Here is a 21,633-nt window from a genome sequence, read left to right on the forward strand (position 1 = left end):
GTATTCATCAATTTGACTTAATGAGACTGAATAACAAAAATATATTTGGAATGAGTAGAAGAGTGTTTATTGCTCTTTGCTCTTTAGTATTTGTTTATTCTTCGTTTGCCCAATTGGTACCGAATCTCGGCAGTCAGCGTTCAGGTATTTCTTCATTCCAATTCTTAAAGATCGGCGGAGATGCGCGTGGTTCAGCGATGAGCGAAGCAGTGATTGCAGTAACAAACGACGTTTCAGCATTGTATTGGAATCCTGCAGGCTTAGTAAATTCAACCTCAAATCAGATAGTCGTATCACATGCAGAATGGCTTGTTGACCTAAAACATGAATTTTTTGGGATGAGTTACGCACTCGGCGAAAATGACTTTGTTGGTTTTTCATTCACATCGCTTCATACGGATCCGATGCCGATTACAACGGAATATCAACCGACCGGGAATGGAAATTATTTTAATTTTAGCGATGTCGCCATCGGCGGAACATATGCTCGAAAGATGACTGATCAATTTAGTTTTGGGATTACCGCGCGATATGTCCGAGAAAATATTGCGGAGTTGCATACAGATGCGATATTGGTCGATATTGGAACATATTATTTTATGGGATTAGGTTCGTCCCGTTTTTCCGTTGTGGTTACCAATTTTGGAGATAACGTTGAACCAAAAGGATCAACTTTAAATGGGGCAGGGGAGAAGGTCAATTCTTTCCAAGGATTTTCTCCGCCAACATTATTCAAATTGGGATATGCCTTTGAGCCATGGCAGGATGAGACCAACCGATTAACAACATCTCTACAGCTGAATCATCCGAACGATAATGCAGAGAATGTTCGCTTTGGAGTAGAATATGAATACGATAAAATGTTCTTCCTGCGCGCTGGAGTAAAACGAACGATTGGCGAATCGTTGCTTGGAAAATCGATCTCTTCTGCCGAGGATGTTTCGTTTGGTGGCGGTGTAAAAATCCCGCTCGGTATCACCGTCGCTAATGTGGATTATTCATTTTCAAATTTTAATGAGCTAGGGAGTGTTCACAGGATTTCTGTGCTATTGACATATTAAGTATGAACAAATTATTTTCACATATTACGGTAATTGGAGTTGCATCAATATGGTTGACGATGATCGGTTGTGTAAAACCAATCGATACTCCGACCGGAGTACCATTGCCACAGATTGGTGATACTTCGTATGTTGAGAAAAACACTTGGAGCGGAATATTTAACAAACCTCGAACGATTATTTACGGACTGGATCAATTGTTATACGTAACGGATACTGAAAATAATCGTGTTGTCATGCTGAATCAAGCAGGACAAATAATGAGTGTTAGCAAACCGATTCGAAAACCAATATCTCTTGCACAGGATTTGAAGCTCGATCTTTTAGTTGGTGCTGAAACCATCGAACCGACTACTGGAGATACCATTGGTGTGTTGCTGAGAATCAAACTTGTTGCTGCAAATCATAATTTGAATAATGCACAAATTGATACAATCTGGAAAGAACCGGCCCGTCCTAAACGCCGATTTGTCGGTATCGGCATTATTTTGAATAATGAATATTTAGTGGTAAGGGACGGACCGGATAACAGCAGTATTGTTGATCCCGATGCACGTGTGCTGCGCTTTAAGTATCGACCGAATGCTACGACAAAAAAAGATTCCTTTATTACACCGTTGGGCGAATTGCAATCTGGAGCCGGCAGCTCTATTACCAATATCAACCACCCTACAGGAATTGCTACATTTCCCAATAGCGGAGATTTTATTGTAACTCAAAGCTCAGATGGAATTCAATATTCAACAATCTGGATGGCATTTACTAAAAATGCTGATTTCGAAGGGTGGCTTCCAAAATTCGATCCGACAAATCCTGATCACCGAACAGTAGAATTCATCAGTCCAAATAGATTTAAAAATGCGGCTGGTGTAGGTATTGACCGATTTCGTCGGGATATTTTTGTTGTAGACACGCAATTAGATAGCGTGGTTAAGTTCAATAATCGTGGAAAATTTAAGGTAGAATCATTCGGGAAAAAGAGTTCAGGCATTACGCTCAACCATCCCGGCGGAGCGGCTGTTGCAGAAAATACGTTGCTTGTGTGCGATACAGACAATAACAGGATTGTACTATATCGGCTGACAACAGATAACTAGTGCAATTTTTAGAAAGTAATCTTGTATTTTTAGAACATACTTCCCCCAAAGGGGTCCCTTTGGGAGGCGCGATGTCGCCGGAATTTTCATCCTGAGCAAATGCCGATGTTGTTTATCGGCATGCGTCGAAGGATTTCTAAAACGGCGACATCTTGCTCAGTATGAACATAATTTTTTACAATACGATTTATTAGAAACGGCACAAGAACTATTTATCAATAGAAATATTGCAGGACAGACATCGATGTTTGTCCTTTTTTGTTTTATGAATATTGTTATCTTCAGCGGTGCTGGTCTTTCAACAGAAAGCGGAATCCCGACCTTTCGAGATAGCGGAGGGTTGTGGGAACAGCATCGCATAGAAGACGTTGCATCGCCTGAGGGATGGCAAAAAAATCGGAAACTTGTTCTTGATTTCTACGCCATGCGCTTTCTGAAACAAGCTGAGTGTCAACCAAATCCCGCACATCACGCCATCGCAAAACTTTCCCAACACTACACGATTACAAATATCACGCAGAACATCGATACTCTGCTTGAACGGGCAGGCTGCGAAAATGTATGGCATCTTCACGGAAGAATTGATATCCAAAAATGTGAATTTCATCATTCGTTAGCATTTCAGTTTGATTCCAATTTCGACTGTGATTATAAATCACAAATCGTCAAACCGATAAAGTTGGGAGAGGAATGTCCGCAATGTGGTGGACAACTACGTCCGGATATTGTTTGGTTTGGGGAACCTGTTGATATGCGGGACGAGTTTCTGAGGCAGTTGATCAAATCTGCCGATATATTTATTGGGGTTGGAACGTCGGCACAAGTGTATCCTGCTGCAGGATTATTACCGATGTTTCGCCGGACGAAAGAAAAATATTTCATCGATCCGCATCCGAATTACGAATTATTGGATGGATATACTGTTTTGCAGGGGAGTGCAAGCGAACAATTGCCAAAGTTAGTTGGCAAATTATTGGAATAAGAGGGAGTATGAGCGACTCACATTGGAGGTAAATTTTAGATTGATTGTGTTTAATCTCTTCAGGGCCTAATTCCCTCTACGAGGTCGTAGACCCGCCGCTTGCGGTGTCATTCCGGCGACCTGCCCGCCAAGCGTTCAGGCGGGAAGCCGGAATCCAGGACCTGGATGCCAGCGTACGCTGGTTCCGCCTTTTTGAATCCCGCTATGCGGAATCCGAAAGGCGGGACATGACAAGTTACCTCGCGGTTTGCCGCGAGGACATTCATTTGAATCTTGATGATAGAGTGAGTCGCACCATTATTTTCACCCCGTATTTCGTAATCCCGCAGCAATTCCGTTAATACAGAGGAATACCACTTCTTCTAATTCCTTCCGTTGCGATTCGGTGATTTTCTCTGAGCGAAGTCTCTTTAATAATTCTACCTGCATCAAACTCATTGGATCGACATAGGGATTACGCAGGGTTATAGATCGCTGTAACACCGCATTGCTATCTAAAATATTTTTTTGTTCAGATATTTTCACTAAAACGTGTTTTGTTCTTTCAAATCGATTTCTCAATAGCGAGTAAGTTTCTTCGCCGAGAGCAGTCGGCTGAACTAATTCAGCATAATGTCGTGCAATATCAAAATCAGCTTTGGCAACGATCATTTGAATATTGTCAATCATTGCTCGGAAAAAGTTCCAATGTCGATACATTTGCTGTAAAGATTTTACCGTTGCCGATTGAGAAGCATCCAACACTTCGTCAACACCTAACCATCCGGGTAAGTTGTGACGGCTTTGCATCCATGCAAACACCCAAGGAATAGCACGAAGGTCTTCAATCCGTTCCGTATTCGTCCTTTTTGCCGGACGGGAGCCGATCTTCATTTTTGTAATTTCTTTTAACGGTGTCGCCTGAAAATAATATCGGACAAGGTTGGGATCATCGTACACCACTTTACGATAATTTTCAAAACATTGCTGAGAAAGTTCCGCCATTGTTTCTAGCCATTGTGGATGACGAGCTACTTTTATCTTATGAAGATTCGTTTTGTCGAAATATTTCAGCAACATCGCCGATGTCGTTAACTCAAGAGTCCGTTGTGCGATCTCTTTATGTGAATATTTCAGCGAGATCACCTCTCCTTGTTCTGTAATCTTGATCTTTCCGTTGATGGAATGTCCGTTCAATGCCATTACCGCTTGAAACTCCGGTCCACCTCCGCGTCCAACTGTTCCTCCGCGCCCGTGAAAGAACATCCAATCAATTTTATGGTGAGCAGAACACTTTGCCAACGCGCGCTGTGCTTTGTACAATTCCCAATTCGACGTTACGATTCCACCATCTTTACTGCTGTCTGAATACCCTAGCATTATTTCCTGATGTTGGTTGCGTAATGCAAGATGTTCTTTGTAAGCCGGATTCGTATATAATCGTTCCATAATCTCTACGGAACCTCTTAAATCACCAATAGTCTCAAACAGAGGAACAATATTTAATCCACTGAAATTCTTGTCGGGTGAATATAACCCGGTTAATTTCATCAGGAATAAGACCTCAAGAACATCAGCTGCAGACTCTGTCATGCTGATGATGTACGAACGAATTGCGCGATGATCAATTTCATCCAATGCGCGCTTAATCGTTCTGAATGTTGCAAAAACTTCTTTTGACTGATCGGTCAGTGTATCTTCTTTAAAAGTAAATGTTGACCGTCCATAGATAGCCTTTGTAAGCCATTCCAATCGTTCATCGTCGGAAAAGGATGAATACGATACTAAGGATTGTGCGAAGATCTCTGCAATGGCAGCGGAATGGATTTTTTTATGCTGTCGAATATCAAGCGTTGCAAGATGGAATCCAAACGTCTCACCATTTCGAATAAGATCCTTTAATGTTCCGCTCGTGAGATCGGCACCCTTATTTTTCATCAGACTGTATCTTATGAGATAAAGATCATCGAGAAATTCAGCAGAAGAGGAATATGTCGTTTCCCCAGAAGGAAGAGTTCCATCCAATTTTTTCTTGTACCGAAGAAGTTTACGATAGATAAGCGCAATTTTCACTCGGTATACTTCATTTTTATTTCGTATACCGGGAGGAAATGCTTCCTGAAATTGTTTCAACTCATCATCGATGGACTGTTCCAATTTCGTATCAACGGGAACGCTCTTTTTTGATTCACTTCGAACCACATAAAGGTCGTCAATCATTTTGATATACAAATCGACCACGGAATGAGACTGCCGTTTCAACGCCGCCCAAGTAACATCGGCTGTGACAAAATGATTTCCATCCCGGTCGCCGCCGATCCACGTGCCAAATTGTATAAATGAGGGGATCTGTTCGATCAGCGTTGGATAGGTATCTGCTAACGCATACTCAAGTTCGCGATAGAATGCAGGAATCGTGTGTTGAAGCACTTGTGTGTAATAAAACAGGCCATTAGTTACTTCATCCAATGGAGTGATATCGTAACTTCTTGTCTCTTCCGTTTGCCAAAGACTGGTAATATTGCGTTTCACGGATAAACGTAATTCTTCACGCTCACTCGGCAGCGAATCTTTCTTATCGATCTCTTCAAGAAGCTCCCAGATGCGTGAATGTTTTTCCAGCACTGTTCGCCGAAGAGCTTCTGTGGGATGAGCAGTGAAGACAGGGGAGATGAACAATTGTGAAAGAAACCGTCGGATCTCAGCTGCAGTGATTTTTTTCTTTTTTGCATAGAGTAACGTATGCCGTAATGAACCTTGCGGATAATGAGAAGTTCCGAGTTGTTTTTGTCCTCGCAATCGCTGGATTCGATGGTGTTGCTCCGCAATGTTCACGAGTTGAAAATACGTAGAAAAAGCACGAATGAGCTTCCTCATGGAACGTGTTTCCAGCGTTCTAATTTTTTTTATTAACTGGTGGTGAACGTCTTTATTATGTGTCGATCGATACTCTTTTGTTGAACGACGAATGAACTCTTCCAATTCAAAGAACGGTTTTCCTTCTTGTTCTTTGATTACTTCTCCAAGAATATTTCCGAGAAGACGAATGTTGGATCGGAGAGGGATATCTGATGTTTGTGGATTGGATGTCTCTTTCACGACTATTTCTTCTTTCCGCTCAGTTCAGCGATACGTTTGAGTATTATTTCTATTTCTTTATCCCAAAATTTCCATTCGTGTGCACCGGCAGTTTCGTGCATCTCAAACGCGATCTTCTTTCTCCGAAGCGCCGCAGCAAAATTGTGAGTAAGATCGACAAGCTCTAGAATTCCGTCCTGTGAACCAATTGAAAGATAAAAATAGGGGAGTGATGTGGAGGTGGATTTATCAACAAGGGAAAAGACATCGTCTTCCTCCCACGATTCATTACGGACTGTTCCAAAAATATCTTGTAAATTCAATGTAGATTCCTTAGAGCGTCGTGCAATAATTGCAGAATCTTCCAGGCTTTTCGGAAATTGGATGGCAGGGCTCATTCCTCCGACAAAAAAGAATTTATCGGGATATTTCAAGCCAAATTTAATTGCTCCATAGGCTCCCATCGAAAGTCCCGCAATTGCTCTACTGAATTTCGATTGGATAGTTCTATATTTTTTTTCCACATTTGGAATCAGATCGTTCATGATCTGGTCTTCGTATTTTGCATTCTGCTGAGTGTGAGAATTTGTATACCAGCCGTTTTTCCCGTCTGGCGTAACAATAATCAGTTGATATTCCTTAGCGTATCGGACGATATTAGAATATTTAACCCAATTAGTATAGTTACCCGTCAGTCCATGCAAAAGGTATAACACGGGATATCGTTCCTGTACTTTGGAATAGCCGTCAGGTAAAATGGCATAATACTTCGTAAAAGAATTCAGAGAAGGTGAAAACAGACTATCTTCCACAACTGTGACTTGTGAGAACAAAAATTGGGTGCAAATGAGAAAAAGAAAACTGTAACGTACGATCATATTCCTGCCTGGTTTTTCCTAATCATAATGAAAGATTGCCCTGCAAACAATGCAAATTTGACGATTTACAATAAATTGCTATATTCAATCTGAGTTTGGATTCGAATATCAAAGGGGTGATATGAAAAAAATTGGGATTCTTTACGGACAGGAAAATACTTTTCCACATGCATTCATACAACATGTGAATTCAAAAAAAGAAAACGGCATTATTGCGGAATCGGTAACGATTGATAAAGTAATTCAAGGGGAATCAACTGAATACGCCGTAATTATTGATCGCATTTCACAGGACATCCCATTTTATCGAGCATACCTAAAAAATGCCGCATTGAATGGCTCTGCAGTCATCAACAATCCATTTTGGTGGAGCGCAGACGAAAAATTCTTCAACAATTGTCTTGCAACAAAAATCGGTGTTGTCGTTCCAAAGACGGTCATTTTGCCTTCAAATCAACATCCGCCTGACACCAATGAACGCTCCATGCGCAATCTTGCTTACCCTCTCAATTGGGAAGCAATTTTTGCTTACATCGGTTTTCCGGCATTCTTTAAACCATTTGCCGGCGGCGGTTGGAAAAATGTGTATAAGGTGAATACGGTCGAAGAGTTCTTCAAGGCGTACAACGAGACCGGGCAGTTAGTAATGATGCTGCAGGAAGAAATTACCTTCACGGAATATTTTCGTTGTTATAGTATCGATTGTAAAGATGTTCATATCATGCAGTATGAACCCCGGAATCCTCACCATCTGCGTTATGTGAAGGACGGACCTCCAGTAGCGCAAAAGATCCTCGATGAAGTGAAACGAGGTGTGCTTGCGTTGAATGAATATCTCGGATATGATTTTAATACGGTAGAGTTTGCCATCCGCGATGGTGTTCCGTATGCGATTGATTTCTGCAATCCGGCACCGGATGCGGACATTCATTCTGTTGGACAGGAAAATTTTGATTGGATTGTTGAAGCGGCTGCCAACATGGCTATCCGAAAAGCAAAAGCGCATCAGGATGGAAAAAATAATTTGCGATGGGGAAAATTTATCACATCGTTTGCATCCGGTAAAGGTATTTGATGAGTTCGAAATTATTCACGTTAGGAATTGAAGAAGAATTTCAGATTGTCGATCCTGATACTCGAGATTTAAAATCCCACATAGAGGAGATTCTTGAAGATGGGAAGTTTATTCTTCGTGAAAATATTAAACCGGAAATGCATCAGTCCGTTGTTGAAGTCGGGACGGAAATTTGTGAAACAGTACAGGAAGCACGAAGAGAAGTATCAAAATTGCGCAGTACGCTCGATCAGCTCGCGCGAAAAAAAGGATTAAGGATTGCTGCCGCAGGAACACACCCGTTCGCTCGATGGGATGCGCAAAAAATTACCGATCATGCACGATATCGGGAAATTGTGGAAGATATGCAGCAAGTTGCCCGCGCCAATCTGATCTTTGGTTTGCATGTACATGTAGGTATGCCGGATCGTGAAACTGCTATCCAGGTGATGAACACAGCAAGATATTTCCTACCGCACATATTCGCTCTTTCCACAAATTCTCCGTTTTGGATGGGAAGCAATACCGGATTCAAATCTTACCGCATCAAGATCTTTGAACGTTTTCCTCGCACTGGAATTCCCGATATCTTTGAATCATTGTCGGATTATGAAGACTATATAAAATTGTTGATGAAGACGAAATGCATCGATAATCCGAAACGCATTTGGTGGGATATTCGACTGCATCCGTTCTTTGATACGATTGAATGGAGAGTATGCGATATTCCCATGCGTGTGGATGAAACAATTGCCCTTGCCGCATTGATGCAGGCGGTAACGGCAAAGTTGTACAAATTATTTAAAAAGAATCTCGGTTTCCGGATTTACAAAACACGCTTGTTGAATGAGAACCGGTGGCGCGCAGCTCGTTACGGAGTGCAAGGTAAGCTAATTGATTTTGGCAAACAGGAGGAGGTTCCATTTTCAAGTTTGGTGGATGAACTTCTCGAATTTGTTGATGATGAGATTGATGAATTAGGAAGTCGAAAAGAAGTTGAATATGTCAAAGAGATTCTGAAAACAGGAACCGGTGCCGATCGGCAAATTAAAGTTTGGAATGAAACAAAGGATCTGAATGCTGTGGTTGATTTGATTATTAAAGAAACTGCTATGGGTTTAGATTGACAGTGTACTTCAGATGAGATTTTGGTAATTGTATTTTTATTATTTTACATTAAATGAGGATAGTGTTTGAGCACAGAAATAACTTCAGTTGAATTTGATACTGCGTTGAGCAAAGGAGCTCGAAATGCTGTCAACGATTGCCTTCGTATAAAACCCTCCGAACGCATTACCATTATCACCGATAAAGATTGTATCGAAATTGCCGCATCACTTGTTCATGAAATTGAAAAAGTCGGTTCGGAATTTAATGTGTTTGTGATGGAAGATTATGCCGTACGCCCGTTGAAAGATATGCCGCAGGTGATTTTGGATGATCTTGGGAAATCTCAAGTAAGCATTTTTGCCGCCATTACACAGACCGGAGAACTGGGTTCACGCATTCAAATGACAAGCGTGGTGAATAAGAATAAAATCCGTCATGGCCACATGGTGAATATCAATAAGCAGATTATGATGGAGGGGATGTGCGCTGATTTTTTAGAAGTTGATAAAATCAGTGAACGACTCGTAAACAAAGCACGAAAAACGAAAATAATTAAAGCAAAAACACCCGCTGGGACAGATTTTGTTGCGGAGTTTGCACCGCATCTGAAATGGTTAAAAACCAGCGGCATTATTTCTCCGGATAAATGGGGAAATCTTCCGGGAGGAGAGATCTTTACATCTCCGAGCAATACGAATGGCTTATTTGTTGTTGACGGTGTGGTTGGCGATTACCTTTGTCAAAAGTGGGGCAATATTCAAGAATATCCCTTGTTCATTCAGGTGGTTGAGAACAGAATTAAATCTGTTGAATGTTCAAACAAAGAATTACTGCAAGAGTTTATTGACTATACGCATACCGATGGAAACAGCGACCGTGTAGGTGAGTTTGCTATCGGTACAAACATCGCACTAAAAAGCATTATCGGCCATATACTGCAGGATGAAAAGTTTCCCGGCATCCATATCGCTTTCGGACATCCATATGCTGATCATACCGGGCAAAATTGGGTTTCTACCACACACATCGATTGCGTCGGAAGAAATTTTGATATTTGGATGGATGACGTACAAGTGATGGAAAAAGGGAAATTCATCTTCGAAAATTTTTAACTCCACAATTACATCCCCGAAGTCCAAAAGACTTCGGGGATTTCTCATATCATGATCCCTGAGATTCGGCAAAAAATAAATGCGGAGTTCACAGACGCAAAGTATCAATCGTTTGTGCACGAGCTTAATAGTACCTATCAATACCCGACCGAATTTCGAACAGCAGAAACTCCAATCTTTTTAACGAAAGATGTAAAGAGGCAATTGATTGAAGCGTGCAACGAAATCGTTACACAACTACAAACAGAACAATTTACCAACCATGCAGCAAATGCTATACCGGCAGGACTCTCCGTTCCGAACGAAACTTCTCATCCTATCTTTCTGCAAATCGATTTCGGGATTTGTAAGGATGCCAAGGGTAATTTTATTCCTCAATTGATTGAACTGCAGGGATTTCCTTCGCTCTATGGATATCAGGCATTTCTTAACGATACGATTCGAAAACATTTTTCTATACCACCAACATATGGTGCATCGTTCAACGGATTTGTCCGAGCATCATATGAAAATTTACTTCGCGATGTGATTGTTGGAGATTCAGATCCAAAGAACGTCGTGCTATTGGAGATCGAACCGGAAAAGCAAAAGACACGAATAGATTTTGCTGTCATGGAAAAAATGCTTGGCATTCAGACAGTCTGCCTCACCAAAGTGAAGAAGCATGGCAAACAAGTATTCTATATCGAAAATGGGAAAGAGATTCGGATTGAACGGATTTATAATCGTGTCATTTTTGACGAACTGGAGCGAAAGAAAGTTCAATCTGAATTTAGATTTACTGATGAAGCTGATGTGCATTGGGTAGGGCATCCCAATTGGTATTTTAGAATCAGCAAACACACGCTGCCATTTCTTAAAAGCAAATATGTGCCGATATGTTATTTCGTTAATGATCTTAAAGAATATCCGAACGATCTTCAGAATTATGTTCTTAAGCCGCTCTATTCTTTTGCAGGACTAGGTGTTGATATCAATGTGACAAAGGAAAAATTAGATGCGTTGGTGGACAAATCGCAATACTTGCTGCAACGAAAAGTAGAATATGCGGAGTTGATAAATACTCCTGATGGATTTTCAAAAGCAGAGGTGAGGATGATGTTCATTTGGCAGGAGAAACCAACACTCGTGAAGAATCTTGTCCGCTTAAGTAAAGGAGCGATGATGGGAGTGGATTTTAATAAGAACAAGACATGGGTTGGTTCTACTATTGCGTATCATGAAGCATTATGAAGAAAAAACAAAAACAAAAATCAAATCTTCAAAAGCTCTATATTAAAAACATGGTGTGTGATCGATGCATTCGTGTTGTTCGGAATGAAATGGTATTACTTGGTCATGATGTTCGAACAGTAGAACTTGGCGAAGTGGAGCTTGGTAATACATTGAAGCAAAGTGAGATGGATACAGTAAAAAATATGTTGCAGAATAACGGTTTTGAACTGATTGAAGATAAAAATGGAAAAACGATTGAGGCGATCAAAACAGCCATCATTCAACTGGTTCATTATAATCATGATGCCAAGCCAATGAAGATTAAGTATTCCGAATATATAGGTCAAAAAGTTGGAAGGGATTACCATTCACTGAGTGTGCTTTTTTCGTCTGTAGAGAATGTTACCATAGAACAGTATATCATCAAACAAAAGATCGAGCGAGCGAAAGAATTGATTAAATATGATGATCGTTCGTTGAGCGAGATATCATATATGCTGAATTACAGTAGCGTGCAGCACCTTTCCAATCAATTTAAATCTGTTACCGGATTTACTCCCAGTCAATTCAAAAAACTTACTCCCGCACATCACCACCACCATCGCATTCCTTTGGATAAGGTAAAATAGTCTCTTCATAATTCTGCACATCTTTTTCCCTAAAATGTAAAGACAAGTTGCAAAGTCTCCGTATATTTAGCTTGAACATAAAAGGAGATACCAATGAAATCTGTTCATGTTGCAATACAAGGAATGACCTGCGGTCATTGTGTCATGAGTGTTAAAAAAGAATTAAGTAAAGTGGAAGGAATTACAGTCAATTCCGTCGCAATTGGTTCAGCGGATGTTGAGATTGATGAATCTAAAGTGACGAATCAAACCATTCAACATGCTGTTGAAGAAGCAGGATATGAAGTGGTTTCAATTCGATAAAGAAATGCAGATGTTCGACACCTTAGTGGTGTCGGACGTCTATGATGAGGTGAAAAATGACAGATCTAAAAATTCAAACACTCACGCTTCCCGTAGAAGGGATGACCTGTGCCAGTTGCGTTGCGCGTGTGGAAAAAGTCCTGACACGAGTGGACGGCGTGGAAAAAACAACAGTCAATCTCGCCACGGAAAAAGCAACAATCAAATATGATCCCGCGAGAGCGACCCCGGAACAATTTGCAAAAGTTGTTGATGAGGCAGGATATAAACTTGTCATTGAAAATATAAAGCCAACGAACGATTCAAAATCTTTAGACGGGTATCAAAAACTTAAGAAAGAATTTATCATCAGTCTGATCTTTGCACTTCCGGTGATGATCTTGAGTATGATTGGTATGACTGACTGGTTTATGGAGATTTCTCCACTGGGAATGGATGAAGTGAATAAATTACTTTTTCTTGGGGCAACAGTGGTGATGGTTGTTTCAGGAAAACGTTTCTTTATGATTGCATGGAAACTAGTGCAACATTTTGAAGCAGATATGAACACGCTTGTTGCCGTTGGTACGGGGGTAGCATATCTCTTCAGTTCAATTGTCGTGTTGTTTCCGGAATGGCTTCCTGACACTGTTGGAATGATGGATGTTTATTTCGATACAGCTTCAACGATTATTGTGCTTATTCTTCTCGGTAAAATGCTTGAGGCTCGTGCCAAAAAACGTGCATCAGATGCTATGAAGAATCTGATGTCGATCCAACCGAAAACAGCACAAGTATATCGAAATAACGCATATGTCGATGTTGCAGTAAGTGACGTAGTGAAGAATGATATGATCCTTGTTCGTCCTGGCGGAAAAATACCGGTGGATGGTATCATTCAAAAAGGAGAGACGTCGATCGATGAATCGATGATGACCGGGGAAAGTATTCCAGTTCAGAAAAAAAATGGCGACAAAGTAATCGGTGGAACGATCAACACAACAGGAAGCATTGAATTCCGTGCGACTGCCGTCGGTAGTGAAACGATGCTTTCTCAGATTGTCCGTTTGGTAGAAGAAGCACAAGGTTCGAAAGCGCCGATTCAATCACTAGCCGATAAGATCGCTTCGGTGTTTGTTCCAATAGTTCTTGGTATAGCATTAATAACCTTCATTTTAGGATTTGTGGTTTGGAATTTGGAGTTTTCACAAGCTATGATCCATGCAATCGCTGTGCTGATCATCGCGTGTCCTTGTGCACTCGGTCTCGCCACTCCCACAGCAATTATGGTCGGCACCGGACGGGGAGCATCAGCAGGTGTATTGATTAAAAATGCTGAAAGTCTTGAGCGTGCCGGATCGATCACCGCTGTTGTGTTTGATAAGACCGGTACGATAACGGTTGGAAAACCATCGGTGACTGATATTATTCCTTTCAATGAAATCACTGCAGAAGAATTAATTATGTTAGCTGCATCGGTAGAACATAAATCAGAACATCCTCTTTCCAGAGCCGTGGTTGAATATGCTGAGAAGTTGAATATTGTCATGGAACCAGTTGAATCTTTTTTAGCAAATCCTGGATTTGGCGTTACCGGAAAAGTAGCAGGGAAGAGTGTTGTTATTGGTAAAGAGGAGATCATGCGCGAGTCGTTGGTCAATATTATTACAGCAAAGGAGATGGTTGACCGACTAAAACAGGAGGGAAAAACGGTAATGTATGTTGGTGTACAACGAAAGCTGGTCGGCATTATTGCAATTGCAGATACCATTCGGGAATCTTCAAAAGATGCAATACGCAAACTGGGAGCGTTGAATATCACGATTGCATTATTGACCGGTGATAATAAAACTACTGCCGAAGCAATTGCAAAAGAAGTTGGCATTACAACCGTGATTGCTAATGTGCTGCCGAAAGATAAAGCGGAGTATATCAAACAATTGCAGGCAAAGAATGAGATTGTAGCAATGGTTGGAGATGGAATTAACGATGCTCCGGCCTTGGCTCAGGCAAATGTCAGTCTTGCAATGGCTTCAGGGACGGATGTTGCGATGGAAACAGCTGATATAGCGTTAATGAAACATGATCTGACAGCAGTAGTCCGGGCAATTACCTTATCGCGCAGCACTATCCGAACCATCAAACAAAACCTTTTTTGGGCATTTATCTATAACATAATCGGAATTCCTCTCGCAGCATTTGGAATGCTGAACCCGACATTTGCAGCCGGAGCAATGGCGTTTAGTTCAGTGAGTGTCGTTACGAATTCATTGCGATTGAGAAAAGTGAAAATCTGACATTTAAGAGAAACCAAAGCCTATTTGGCGTGGGATATTTCTCCAAATTTTTCTATTGACTAAAGAGTGTTTTTTTATTAGAATAAGGTATACCTTATTCTAATAGGTATATTCAATGAAATATATCCTAATCTTATTGAATATAAACAAGAAGGGAAAAATGATCCGGAAGAAAGTTGTATGCCTTTAGATAGAACTAGTAAGCGATCATTACATACACAAATTTATGAGATTATAAAATCTGAGATTGACGGTGGCAAACTTCAAGTCGATCAGAAACTTCCAACGCAAAAAGAACTGACACTGCAATACAATGTCAGCATGATCACCATAAAAAAAGCGTTGAATGATCTTATGAAAAGCGGATATCTCTATGCAATTGTGGGGAGTGGAACTTTTGTTGCACAACGTTCCATGGTTCTTAATTTCAATCATCAAAAGGCTATCGGTTTAGTCCTGGTAGATTTGAAAAGCCCGTTTTTTTCATTGATCATGCAAAGTGTGGAAGAACAGGTCTCGCAAAAAGGATATACACTTCTCTTGTCGAAATCATCAGGAAATGTCGATCGAGAGAAAGTTTTAATTGAAAATCTTGTCCGCACCGGTGTGGATGGATTGATTATCGCTTCAATGAGTCATGAACACTATTCCACCGGTGTCCTCAAAAAACTTCAAAAAGAAGACTTCCCATTTGTGATGGTTTCATACATTGAAGACAAAGATATATGTTACATCGGCACGGATAATGAAATGGGGGGATACATTGCCGCCAAGCATTTGATTGATCTTGGACGTAAACGTATCGGTTACATCAATGGGGAACATGGAAATCTGCTCGGTGAAATTCGCAAAAAAGGATTTCGCAAAGCGTTGAACGAACACGGAATTCCCTTTAACAAAGAATTTGAATTTCGTCTGCAATTAAAATACGAATGGAATGATTTCGAATCAGGATATAAAATTGGAAAATCGTTTTCTGAACTTAAAAATAGACCCGATGCCATCTTTGCGTATAATGATTTATCTGCTCTTGGTTTTATGAAGGGAGTTTTGGAATCAGGATTAAAAGTGCCCGAGGATGTGGCGATTATCGGTTTTGATGACATTGAACGATGCCAGTATGCTCCGGTCCCATTAACGACAATTCACCAACCAACAAATGAAATAGGGGCACAAGCTGTTAACCTTTTGATGCGTAGAATGAATAAAGAAAAAATATTTTCCTGGGTAGGATTGACACCCTCATTAGTGATACGATCATCCACAAGTAAGACAATAGAAGTATTAAAAAACTAGTTGCATCGTCTCTCACATGTGCTAATGACATATTAATATGATACCAGATAAAACAGATGTAATCCTTGACGAACATCGATTTTTTGATCCGAATCCTCTTGTTCGAGACATTGCATATTCATTGTATCAAGAAGTAAAACAATTGCCTCTCTACTGTCCCCATGGACATGTTGAACCTTCGCTGTTTTCAGACAATCTCCCTTTTAAGAATCCATCGGCCTTGTTTATAAAACCGGATCATTATGTGTTTCGATTGCTCTATTCACAAGGAATATCGTTGGAGCGTCTTGGAATATCGTCCACGAACGGTTTACGAATAGAGGAGGATGATAAAAAAATATGGAAACTGTTTGCGGAACATTTTTATCTATTTGCAGGAACACCGACAGGTGTTTGGTTTCAATATGAATTAGCCGAGTTATTTGGTATCCGTAAAAAATTGAATGGTTCTACTGCCGAAGAAATATGGAATAAAATTGAAAACAAATTACACTCTTCTGATTTTCTTCCTCGTACATTGTTTGAAAAATTTAACATCGCAGTATTATCCACCACAGACGCAGCTACTGATTGTCTTGAACACCATAAAAAAATAAAGGAATCTGGATGGAAGGGAAGAGTAATCCCGACATTTCGGCCTGACGGAGTTGTGAAACTTGCAGGAAATAATTGGAAAACAAATATTCGTCTTTTGAATGAACGATGCGGATTTGAAATTACCTCATATCAATCGTTCATTCAGGCTATCGAAAATAGAAGAGCATATTTCAAATCCATGGGCGCAGTTGCTACCGACCATGATATTTTTGTTCCTTATACGGAAAGACTCTCCGATACAAATGCAGATTGGTTATTCCAAAAGGCACTGAACGGTACCATCACTCCGATTGAATCCGCAACATTTGAATCACATATGTTAATGGAATTTGCACGGATGAGTATCGAAGATGGATTAACAATGCAAATTCATCCCGGTTCGTTCCGAAATCACAATGCACTATTGTTTGATAAATTTGGGGCCGATAAAGGGGCTGATATTCCTGTTCAGACGGAATACACAGTGAATCTGAGAAATCTCCTTAATGCTTATGGCAACGACACACGGTTAACACTTGTTGTGTTTACGCTAGACGAAACATCGTATTCAAGAGAATTGGCCCCTTTGGCAGGGCATTATCCTGCCATGAAATTAGGCCCATCATGGTGGTTTCATGATAGTATTGAAGGAATGCTTCGATATCGAAAAATGGTTACGGAGACCGCTAGTATCTATAATACTGTTGGTTTTAATGATGATACGCGCGCATTTTTGTCTATTCCAGCGCGTCATGATCTTTCCAGAAGAATTGATGCCACTTATCTTGCGGATCTTGTTGCAAAAAAAATAATTGACAGAGAAGATGCTTCCCACATGATGTTTGAATTAACAAATGGTCTTGTAAAAAAAACATATAAACTGTAAATCTGTATGGCAAACATTTTTCAACAATTGAATAATTCGGGAAAGTATCGCTGGGTCATCTGTGGACTCCTCTTTTTTGCAACGACTATTAACTACATGGACCGTCAAATTCTTGGTTTGCTGGCACCCATACTGCAAAAGGAGATCGGATGGAGTGAAAGCGAATATGCATGGATCGTCACAGCATTCCAGGCCGCATATGCTATTGGTTTGATCTCGTTTGGATGGTTTATTGATAAGTTTGGGACGAAGATTGGTTATACAATTTCGATTACGGGTTGGAGTATTGCTGCAATTGCTCACGCCGCTGTGTCAACGGTTTTTGGATTTGGTGCTGCACGATTTGGACTCGGACTAAGTGAAGCAGGAAATTTTCCTGCTGCACAAAAGGCAGTGGCTGAATGGTTTCCGAAAAAAGAACGCGCATTGACGACGGGAATTTACAATTCCGGCGCGAATATCGGTGCCGTGTTGGCTCCAGCAGTCGTTCCTTGGCTTACAGTAACGTATGGATGGCAAGAAGCATTTATTGTAGTCGGTGCATTAGGATTTATTTGGATCGTATTTTGGTGGAAAATATATGAGAGACCGGAACAGAAGAAAAATTTAACGAAAGAAGAGTTTGATTATATCCATAGTGATCCACCGGAACCGTCTACGGAGAAAATTCCTTGGGTAAGTTTATTACGGTACAGACAAACGTGGGCGTTTGTTATCGGAAAATTTATGACCGATCCTATTTGGTGGTTTTATCTCTATTGGCTTCCCAAATATTTGAACAAAGAGTACGGTTTAACAATTACCGGACTGGGGTTGCCGCTTATCGCAATTTATATGATGACGAGTGTCGGAAGTATTGGGGGCGGTTGGTTATCATCGCATTTTATAAATCGCGGTTGGACAATTAACAAAGCGAGAAAAACAACAATGTTTGTTGCGGCACTTCTTGTCGTTTCCATTATTGTTGCTTCACAAGTTACTGATCTTTGGACATCGGTCATTTTGATCGGTATTGCAGCCGCAGCTCACCAAGGATGGTCTGCAAATATATTTACGACTGCATCCGATATGTTTCCAAAAAAAGCTGTCGCTTCTGTTACAGGACTTGGAGGAATGGCTGGTTCAATCGGAGGAATGATCTTTGCACCATTTATTGGATATATACTTGAGTGGACGGGAAGTTACTTCATTCCGTTTATTATTTCAGGAACAGCATATTTAATTGCTCTTGCAATTTTCCATCTATTGGTACCAAAAATGGAACCAGCAAATATATAATACTTGTAATATGAGACATCTGAAAAACTCTCAAATGGGTCATTGCGAGACGTTTTTTGTCGAAGCAATCTCGGCTTTTACCTGTTTAACGAAGATTGCTTCGTCGCTTCGCTCCTCGCAATGACTTTTTCAGAGGTCTCAATATTATCATTGCGAGGCTTCCCGATGTATCGGGACAACGGAACAATCTTATCAAAAATAGATAAAACAAAATATGGCACTAAAAATTAAATCATCACAAGAGACAACGTTCGATGTCGTCTCATTAGGCGAATGTATGGTTCGCCTCAGTTCACCTGAACACCAAAGAATTGAATTTGCTTCAAATTTTGAAGTATGGGTCGGAGGAGGCGAATACAATGTTAGTTATGCACTTTCTCGTCTCGGCTTACGGACAGGGTGGATCGGAGGATTGAACGATTCATCAATCGGTTCCATTGTTAAAAATCATGCACGTGCTGTTGGTGTTAATGTAGACTTTGCAATTATCCGAAAGTACGACGGCATGGGAAAAAAAGATCGAATGGGATTACATTTTACCGAAGTAGGATTTGGCCCTCGAGCATCTGTATCGCTTTATGACAGAGGTCATTCCGCTACAGCAGGAATCCAGCCCGGCGAAATTGATTGGAAGAAACTCTTTGTTGAAAAAGGAGTCCGCTGGTTTCACACCGGAGGAATTTTTTCTGCGTTGTCTGAGTCAACGAAAATTGTCGTCAAGGAAGCAATAAAAGCTGCGCATGATGCTGGAACGTTTGTTTCGTATGATCTTAATTTCCGGTCAAAACTCTGGAGCAGTAATGAGGCAATCGAAACGACACGGCCATTGGTTCCCTATATTGACTGTTTGATTGGCAATGAAGAGGACTTTCAAAAGGTGTTGGGGTATGAGGTGGAAGGTGTTAATATTGAAAAAGGGGAGATAGACACTTCTGCATTCAAACAAATGGTGAATAAAGTAGTAAAAGATTTTTCAAATATTAAGATCGTCGGAACAACATTACGCTCCGTAAAATCAGCGGGGATTAATGATTGGTCTGCAATTATGTGGGCAGATGGGAATTTTTACGATGGAATGAATATGCCAGGATTAGAGATTGAAGACCGTGTTGGTGGTGGAGATGGATTTGCTTCCGGTTTTACGTATGGATTTCTTTCCGGCAAACAACCCCAAGAATGTGTGAATCTTGGTGTTGCCCATGGTGCCATGTTAATGACCACACGCGGAGATACGAGCATGATTTCCTTAGACGAACTTTTACATGTTGCCAAAGGTGGCAGTGCAAGAATTAAACGATAACATTATGTCACGAAAAGAAACCATACAAAAAATATCAGCACTAGGCGTTGTTGCCGTCATTCGCCTACAGGATGCAAAGAAACTTTTCAAAGTTGTTGAGGCAATTAAGCAAGGGGGAGTAAAGGTTATTGAAATCACAATGACCGTTCCTAACGCTGTTGGATTGATCCAAGAATTATCATCGTCAATTTCATCGGATGTCCTTTTGGGTGCAGGAACGGTAACTGATCCTAAAACAGCCGAACAAGTAATGAAAGCGGGTGCACAATTTGTTGTATCACCGATTTTGAATACGGAAGTGATTAAACTTTGTAATTCTTCAGACATTGCATGCATGCCCGGTTGTTACACACCAACAGAAATCTTTACCGCATGGAATGCAGGGGCTGATGTCGTAAAGGTGTTTCCGGCAACATCTCTTGGCCCCAAATATTTTAAGGATCTTTCCGGACCTTTTCCCCAGATCAAAATGATGCCAACCGGCGGAGTGACTATTGAAAATGTGGGAGAATGGATTGCGGCAGGAGCCGTGGCCGTCGGAATCGGAAGTGATCTTCTCGATAAAAAGGCGATTGACGAAGAACGTTACGAAGTACTTACTGAACGTGCTTCCCGTATGTATTCAAATTTTAAAGCAGCACTTGAGAAATCACGAAAATAAGACAAAAAAAATATGAATAAATATAGTTTTGATGATTTAAATAACAAAGTTGCAGTAGTAACCGGCGGGAGCGGCGGCATTGGAATATCAATTGTCGATGCATTATTACAGGTAGGAGTCAAAGTCGCTATTGTCAGCCGCAACAAAGAATCTGCAGACAAAGCACTGACAAGCATACATGCTGATCGCTCTCAATCTGTTTCAGTATCAGCCGACGTTCTTGATGCTGCATCGCTGGATAAAGCAAAAGAACAAGTACACGCAACATTTGGGGAAGTTGATTTTCTGATTAATTGTGCTGGAGGAAACAGTCCGAAAGCAACAACACCGGTAGAATATATCGCCGATAAATTGGAACTAAACAAACAAGAGACTTTCTTTGGGTTGGATGTGGAGGAATTGAAGAATGTATTTGAACTTAATTTGTTTGGTTCCTTATTACCCACGTTGAAATTTAGCGAGGAAATGGTCCAACGAAAGAATGGAGCCATTATCAACATCTCGTCGGTAGCATCATTTTCTCCATTGACAAAGGTAGTCGGATACTCTGCTTCGAAAGCGTCCATCAACAATTTTACTCAATGGCTTGCAGTTCATTTTGCACAAACAAATGTTCGGGTGAATGCTATTGCTCCAGGTTTTTTTATTACAACGCAAAACCGTTTTTTGTTAATAGATGAAAAAACAGGAAAATTCTCAAACCGGGCTGAAAAAATTATTGCTGCAACACCCATGGGGCGATTCGGAGAAACAAATGAACTTCAAGGGGCGGCATTATTTCTCTTGTCTGATTTATCAAAATTTGTTACCGGTATCGTGCTTCCTGTCGATGGTGGTTTTACAGCGTATTCAGGAGTTTAAA

General features: G+C 40.7%; 18 protein-coding genes. 16 read left to right on the forward strand and 2 right to left on the reverse strand.

From position 1 onward, the window contains the following. Positions 1–20: 20 nt before the first annotated feature. From WDA22_04675 to WDA22_04685, 3 genes are all read left to right on the forward strand, one after another. Positions 21–1,061, forward strand: coding sequence for a PorV/PorQ family protein (locus WDA22_04675; GenBank protein MFA5832756.1), 1,041 nt, complete (start codon positions 21–23; stop codon positions 1,059–1,061). Positions 1,062–1,063: 2 nt separating this feature from the next. After that, a complete protein-coding gene (locus tag WDA22_04680) occupies positions 1,064–2,158 on the forward strand; it encodes a hypothetical protein (GenBank protein MFA5832757.1) in 1,095 nt (364 codons plus the stop codon). Positions 2,159–2,423: 265 nt separating this feature from the next. Continuing rightward, positions 2,424–3,140 (forward strand): Sir2 family NAD-dependent protein deacetylase, encoded by a 717-nt coding sequence (locus WDA22_04685; GenBank protein MFA5832758.1) that lies wholly within the window; start codon positions 2,424–2,426, stop codon positions 3,138–3,140. Positions 3,141–3,443: 303 nt separating this feature from the next. Here the strand turns inward: WDA22_04685 and ppc are convergent, their stop codons facing one another. Together ppc and WDA22_04695 are read right to left on the reverse strand one after the other, a co-directional pair. Continuing rightward, a complete protein-coding gene (gene ppc, locus WDA22_04690) occupies positions 3,444–6,218 on the reverse strand; it encodes a phosphoenolpyruvate carboxylase (GenBank protein MFA5832759.1) in 2,775 nt (924 codons plus the stop codon). A 2-nt stretch (positions 6,219–6,220) separates the two neighbouring features. After that, positions 6,221–7,030 carry an alpha/beta hydrolase family protein gene (locus WDA22_04695; protein ID MFA5832760.1) on the reverse strand — a complete coding sequence of 270 codons (810 nt, stop codon included), beginning with the start codon at positions 7,028–7,030 and terminating at the stop codon, positions 6,221–6,223. A 166-nt stretch (positions 7,031–7,196) separates the two neighbouring features. Here WDA22_04695 and WDA22_04700 point away from each other — a divergent pair, with 166 nt between their 5' ends. The 13 genes from WDA22_04700 (at position 7,197) to WDA22_04760 (ending at position 21,632) form a co-directional block, all read left to right on the forward strand. Then, positions 7,197–8,150 (forward strand): hypothetical protein, encoded by a 954-nt coding sequence (locus WDA22_04700; protein ID MFA5832761.1) that lies wholly within the window; start codon positions 7,197–7,199, stop codon positions 8,148–8,150. Beyond that, positions 8,150–9,256 (forward strand): carboxylate-amine ligase, encoded by a 1,107-nt coding sequence (locus WDA22_04705; GenBank protein MFA5832762.1) that lies wholly within the window; start codon positions 8,150–8,152, stop codon positions 9,254–9,256. The genes WDA22_04700 and WDA22_04705 overlap by 1 nt, the downstream gene beginning before the upstream one ends. Positions 9,257–9,322: 66 nt before the next feature. Further along, positions 9,323–10,351, forward strand: coding sequence for an aminopeptidase (locus tag WDA22_04710; GenBank protein MFA5832763.1), 1,029 nt, complete (start codon positions 9,323–9,325; stop codon positions 10,349–10,351). 51 nt (positions 10,352–10,402) lie between these two features. After that, on the forward strand, positions 10,403–11,584 hold the full coding sequence (locus tag WDA22_04715) for a hypothetical protein (GenBank protein MFA5832764.1): 1,182 nt from the start codon (positions 10,403–10,405) through the stop codon (positions 11,582–11,584). Beyond that, positions 11,581–12,195, forward strand: a complete 615-nt coding sequence (locus WDA22_04720; GenBank protein ID MFA5832765.1) for an AraC family transcriptional regulator — start codon at positions 11,581–11,583, stop codon at positions 12,193–12,195. The genes WDA22_04715 and WDA22_04720 overlap by 4 nt, the downstream gene beginning before the upstream one ends. A gap of 93 nt (positions 12,196–12,288) precedes the next feature. After that, positions 12,289–12,498 (forward strand): cation transporter, encoded by a 210-nt coding sequence (locus WDA22_04725; protein MFA5832766.1) that lies wholly within the window; start codon positions 12,289–12,291, stop codon positions 12,496–12,498. 56 nt (positions 12,499–12,554) lie between these two features. Then, on the forward strand, positions 12,555–14,774 hold the full coding sequence (locus tag WDA22_04730) for a heavy metal translocating P-type ATPase (protein ID MFA5832767.1): 2,220 nt from the start codon (positions 12,555–12,557) through the stop codon (positions 14,772–14,774). Between the two features lie 180 nt (positions 14,775–14,954). Then, positions 14,955–16,070, forward strand: coding sequence for a GntR family transcriptional regulator (locus tag WDA22_04735; GenBank protein ID MFA5832768.1), 1,116 nt, complete (start codon positions 14,955–14,957; stop codon positions 16,068–16,070). Between the two features lie 37 nt (positions 16,071–16,107). Next, complete coding sequence (gene uxaC, locus WDA22_04740) at positions 16,108–17,532, forward strand: glucuronate isomerase (protein ID MFA5832769.1); 1,425 nt, start codon at positions 16,108–16,110, stop codon at positions 17,530–17,532. A gap of 6 nt (positions 17,533–17,538) precedes the next feature. Further along, positions 17,539–18,810, forward strand: coding sequence for an MFS transporter (locus WDA22_04745; protein MFA5832770.1), 1,272 nt, complete (start codon positions 17,539–17,541; stop codon positions 18,808–18,810). A 214-nt stretch (positions 18,811–19,024) separates the two neighbouring features. Next, entirely contained in the window at positions 19,025–20,110 is a 1,086-nt protein-coding gene (locus WDA22_04750) for a sugar kinase (protein ID MFA5832771.1), read from the forward strand. Between the two features lie 4 nt (positions 20,111–20,114). Continuing rightward, positions 20,115–20,771 (forward strand): bifunctional 4-hydroxy-2-oxoglutarate aldolase/2-dehydro-3-deoxy-phosphogluconate aldolase, encoded by a 657-nt coding sequence (eda, locus tag WDA22_04755; GenBank protein ID MFA5832772.1) that lies wholly within the window; start codon positions 20,115–20,117, stop codon positions 20,769–20,771. 12 nt (positions 20,772–20,783) lie between these two features. Further along, positions 20,784–21,632 carry an SDR family NAD(P)-dependent oxidoreductase gene (locus tag WDA22_04760; protein ID MFA5832773.1) on the forward strand — a complete coding sequence of 283 codons (849 nt, stop codon included), beginning with the start codon at positions 20,784–20,786 and terminating at the stop codon, positions 21,630–21,632. Position 21,633 lies beyond the last annotated feature (1 nt).

The sequence above is a fragment of the Bacteroidota bacterium genome, assembly GCA_041658205.1.
In the GTDB taxonomy this organism is placed as follows: domain Bacteria; phylum Bacteroidota; class Ignavibacteria; order UBA10030; family UBA8401; genus UBA8401.

Excerpts from the sequence above, each read along its gene's own strand:
- WDA22_04675 (MFA5832756.1), top strand. The coding sequence starts at position 21 with ATGAGACTGAATAACAAAAATATATTTGGAATGAGTAGAAGAGTGTTT.
- WDA22_04680 (MFA5832757.1), top strand. The coding sequence starts at position 1,064 with ATGAACAAATTATTTTCACATATTACGGTAATTGGAGTTGCATCAATA.
- WDA22_04685 (MFA5832758.1), top strand. The coding sequence starts at position 2,424 with ATGAATATTGTTATCTTCAGCGGTGCTGGTCTTTCAACAGAAAGCGGA.
- WDA22_04700 (MFA5832761.1), top strand. The coding sequence starts at position 7,197 with ATGAAAAAAATTGGGATTCTTTACGGACAGGAAAATACTTTTCCACAT.
- WDA22_04705 (MFA5832762.1), top strand. The coding sequence starts at position 8,150 with ATGAGTTCGAAATTATTCACGTTAGGAATTGAAGAAGAATTTCAGATT.
- WDA22_04715 (MFA5832764.1), top strand. The coding sequence starts at position 10,403 with ATGATCCCTGAGATTCGGCAAAAAATAAATGCGGAGTTCACAGACGCA.
- WDA22_04720 (MFA5832765.1), top strand. The coding sequence starts at position 11,581 with ATGAAGAAAAAACAAAAACAAAAATCAAATCTTCAAAAGCTCTATATT.
- WDA22_04725 (MFA5832766.1), top strand. The coding sequence starts at position 12,289 with ATGAAATCTGTTCATGTTGCAATACAAGGAATGACCTGCGGTCATTGT.
- WDA22_04730 (MFA5832767.1), top strand. The coding sequence starts at position 12,555 with ATGACAGATCTAAAAATTCAAACACTCACGCTTCCCGTAGAAGGGATG.
- WDA22_04735 (MFA5832768.1), top strand. The coding sequence starts at position 14,955 with ATGCCTTTAGATAGAACTAGTAAGCGATCATTACATACACAAATTTAT.
- uxaC (MFA5832769.1), top strand. The coding sequence starts at position 16,108 with ATGATACCAGATAAAACAGATGTAATCCTTGACGAACATCGATTTTTT.
- WDA22_04745 (MFA5832770.1), top strand. The coding sequence starts at position 17,539 with ATGGCAAACATTTTTCAACAATTGAATAATTCGGGAAAGTATCGCTGG.
- WDA22_04750 (MFA5832771.1), top strand. The coding sequence starts at position 19,025 with ATGGCACTAAAAATTAAATCATCACAAGAGACAACGTTCGATGTCGTC.
- eda (MFA5832772.1), top strand. The coding sequence starts at position 20,115 with ATGTCACGAAAAGAAACCATACAAAAAATATCAGCACTAGGCGTTGTT.
- WDA22_04760 (MFA5832773.1), top strand. The coding sequence starts at position 20,784 with ATGAATAAATATAGTTTTGATGATTTAAATAACAAAGTTGCAGTAGTA.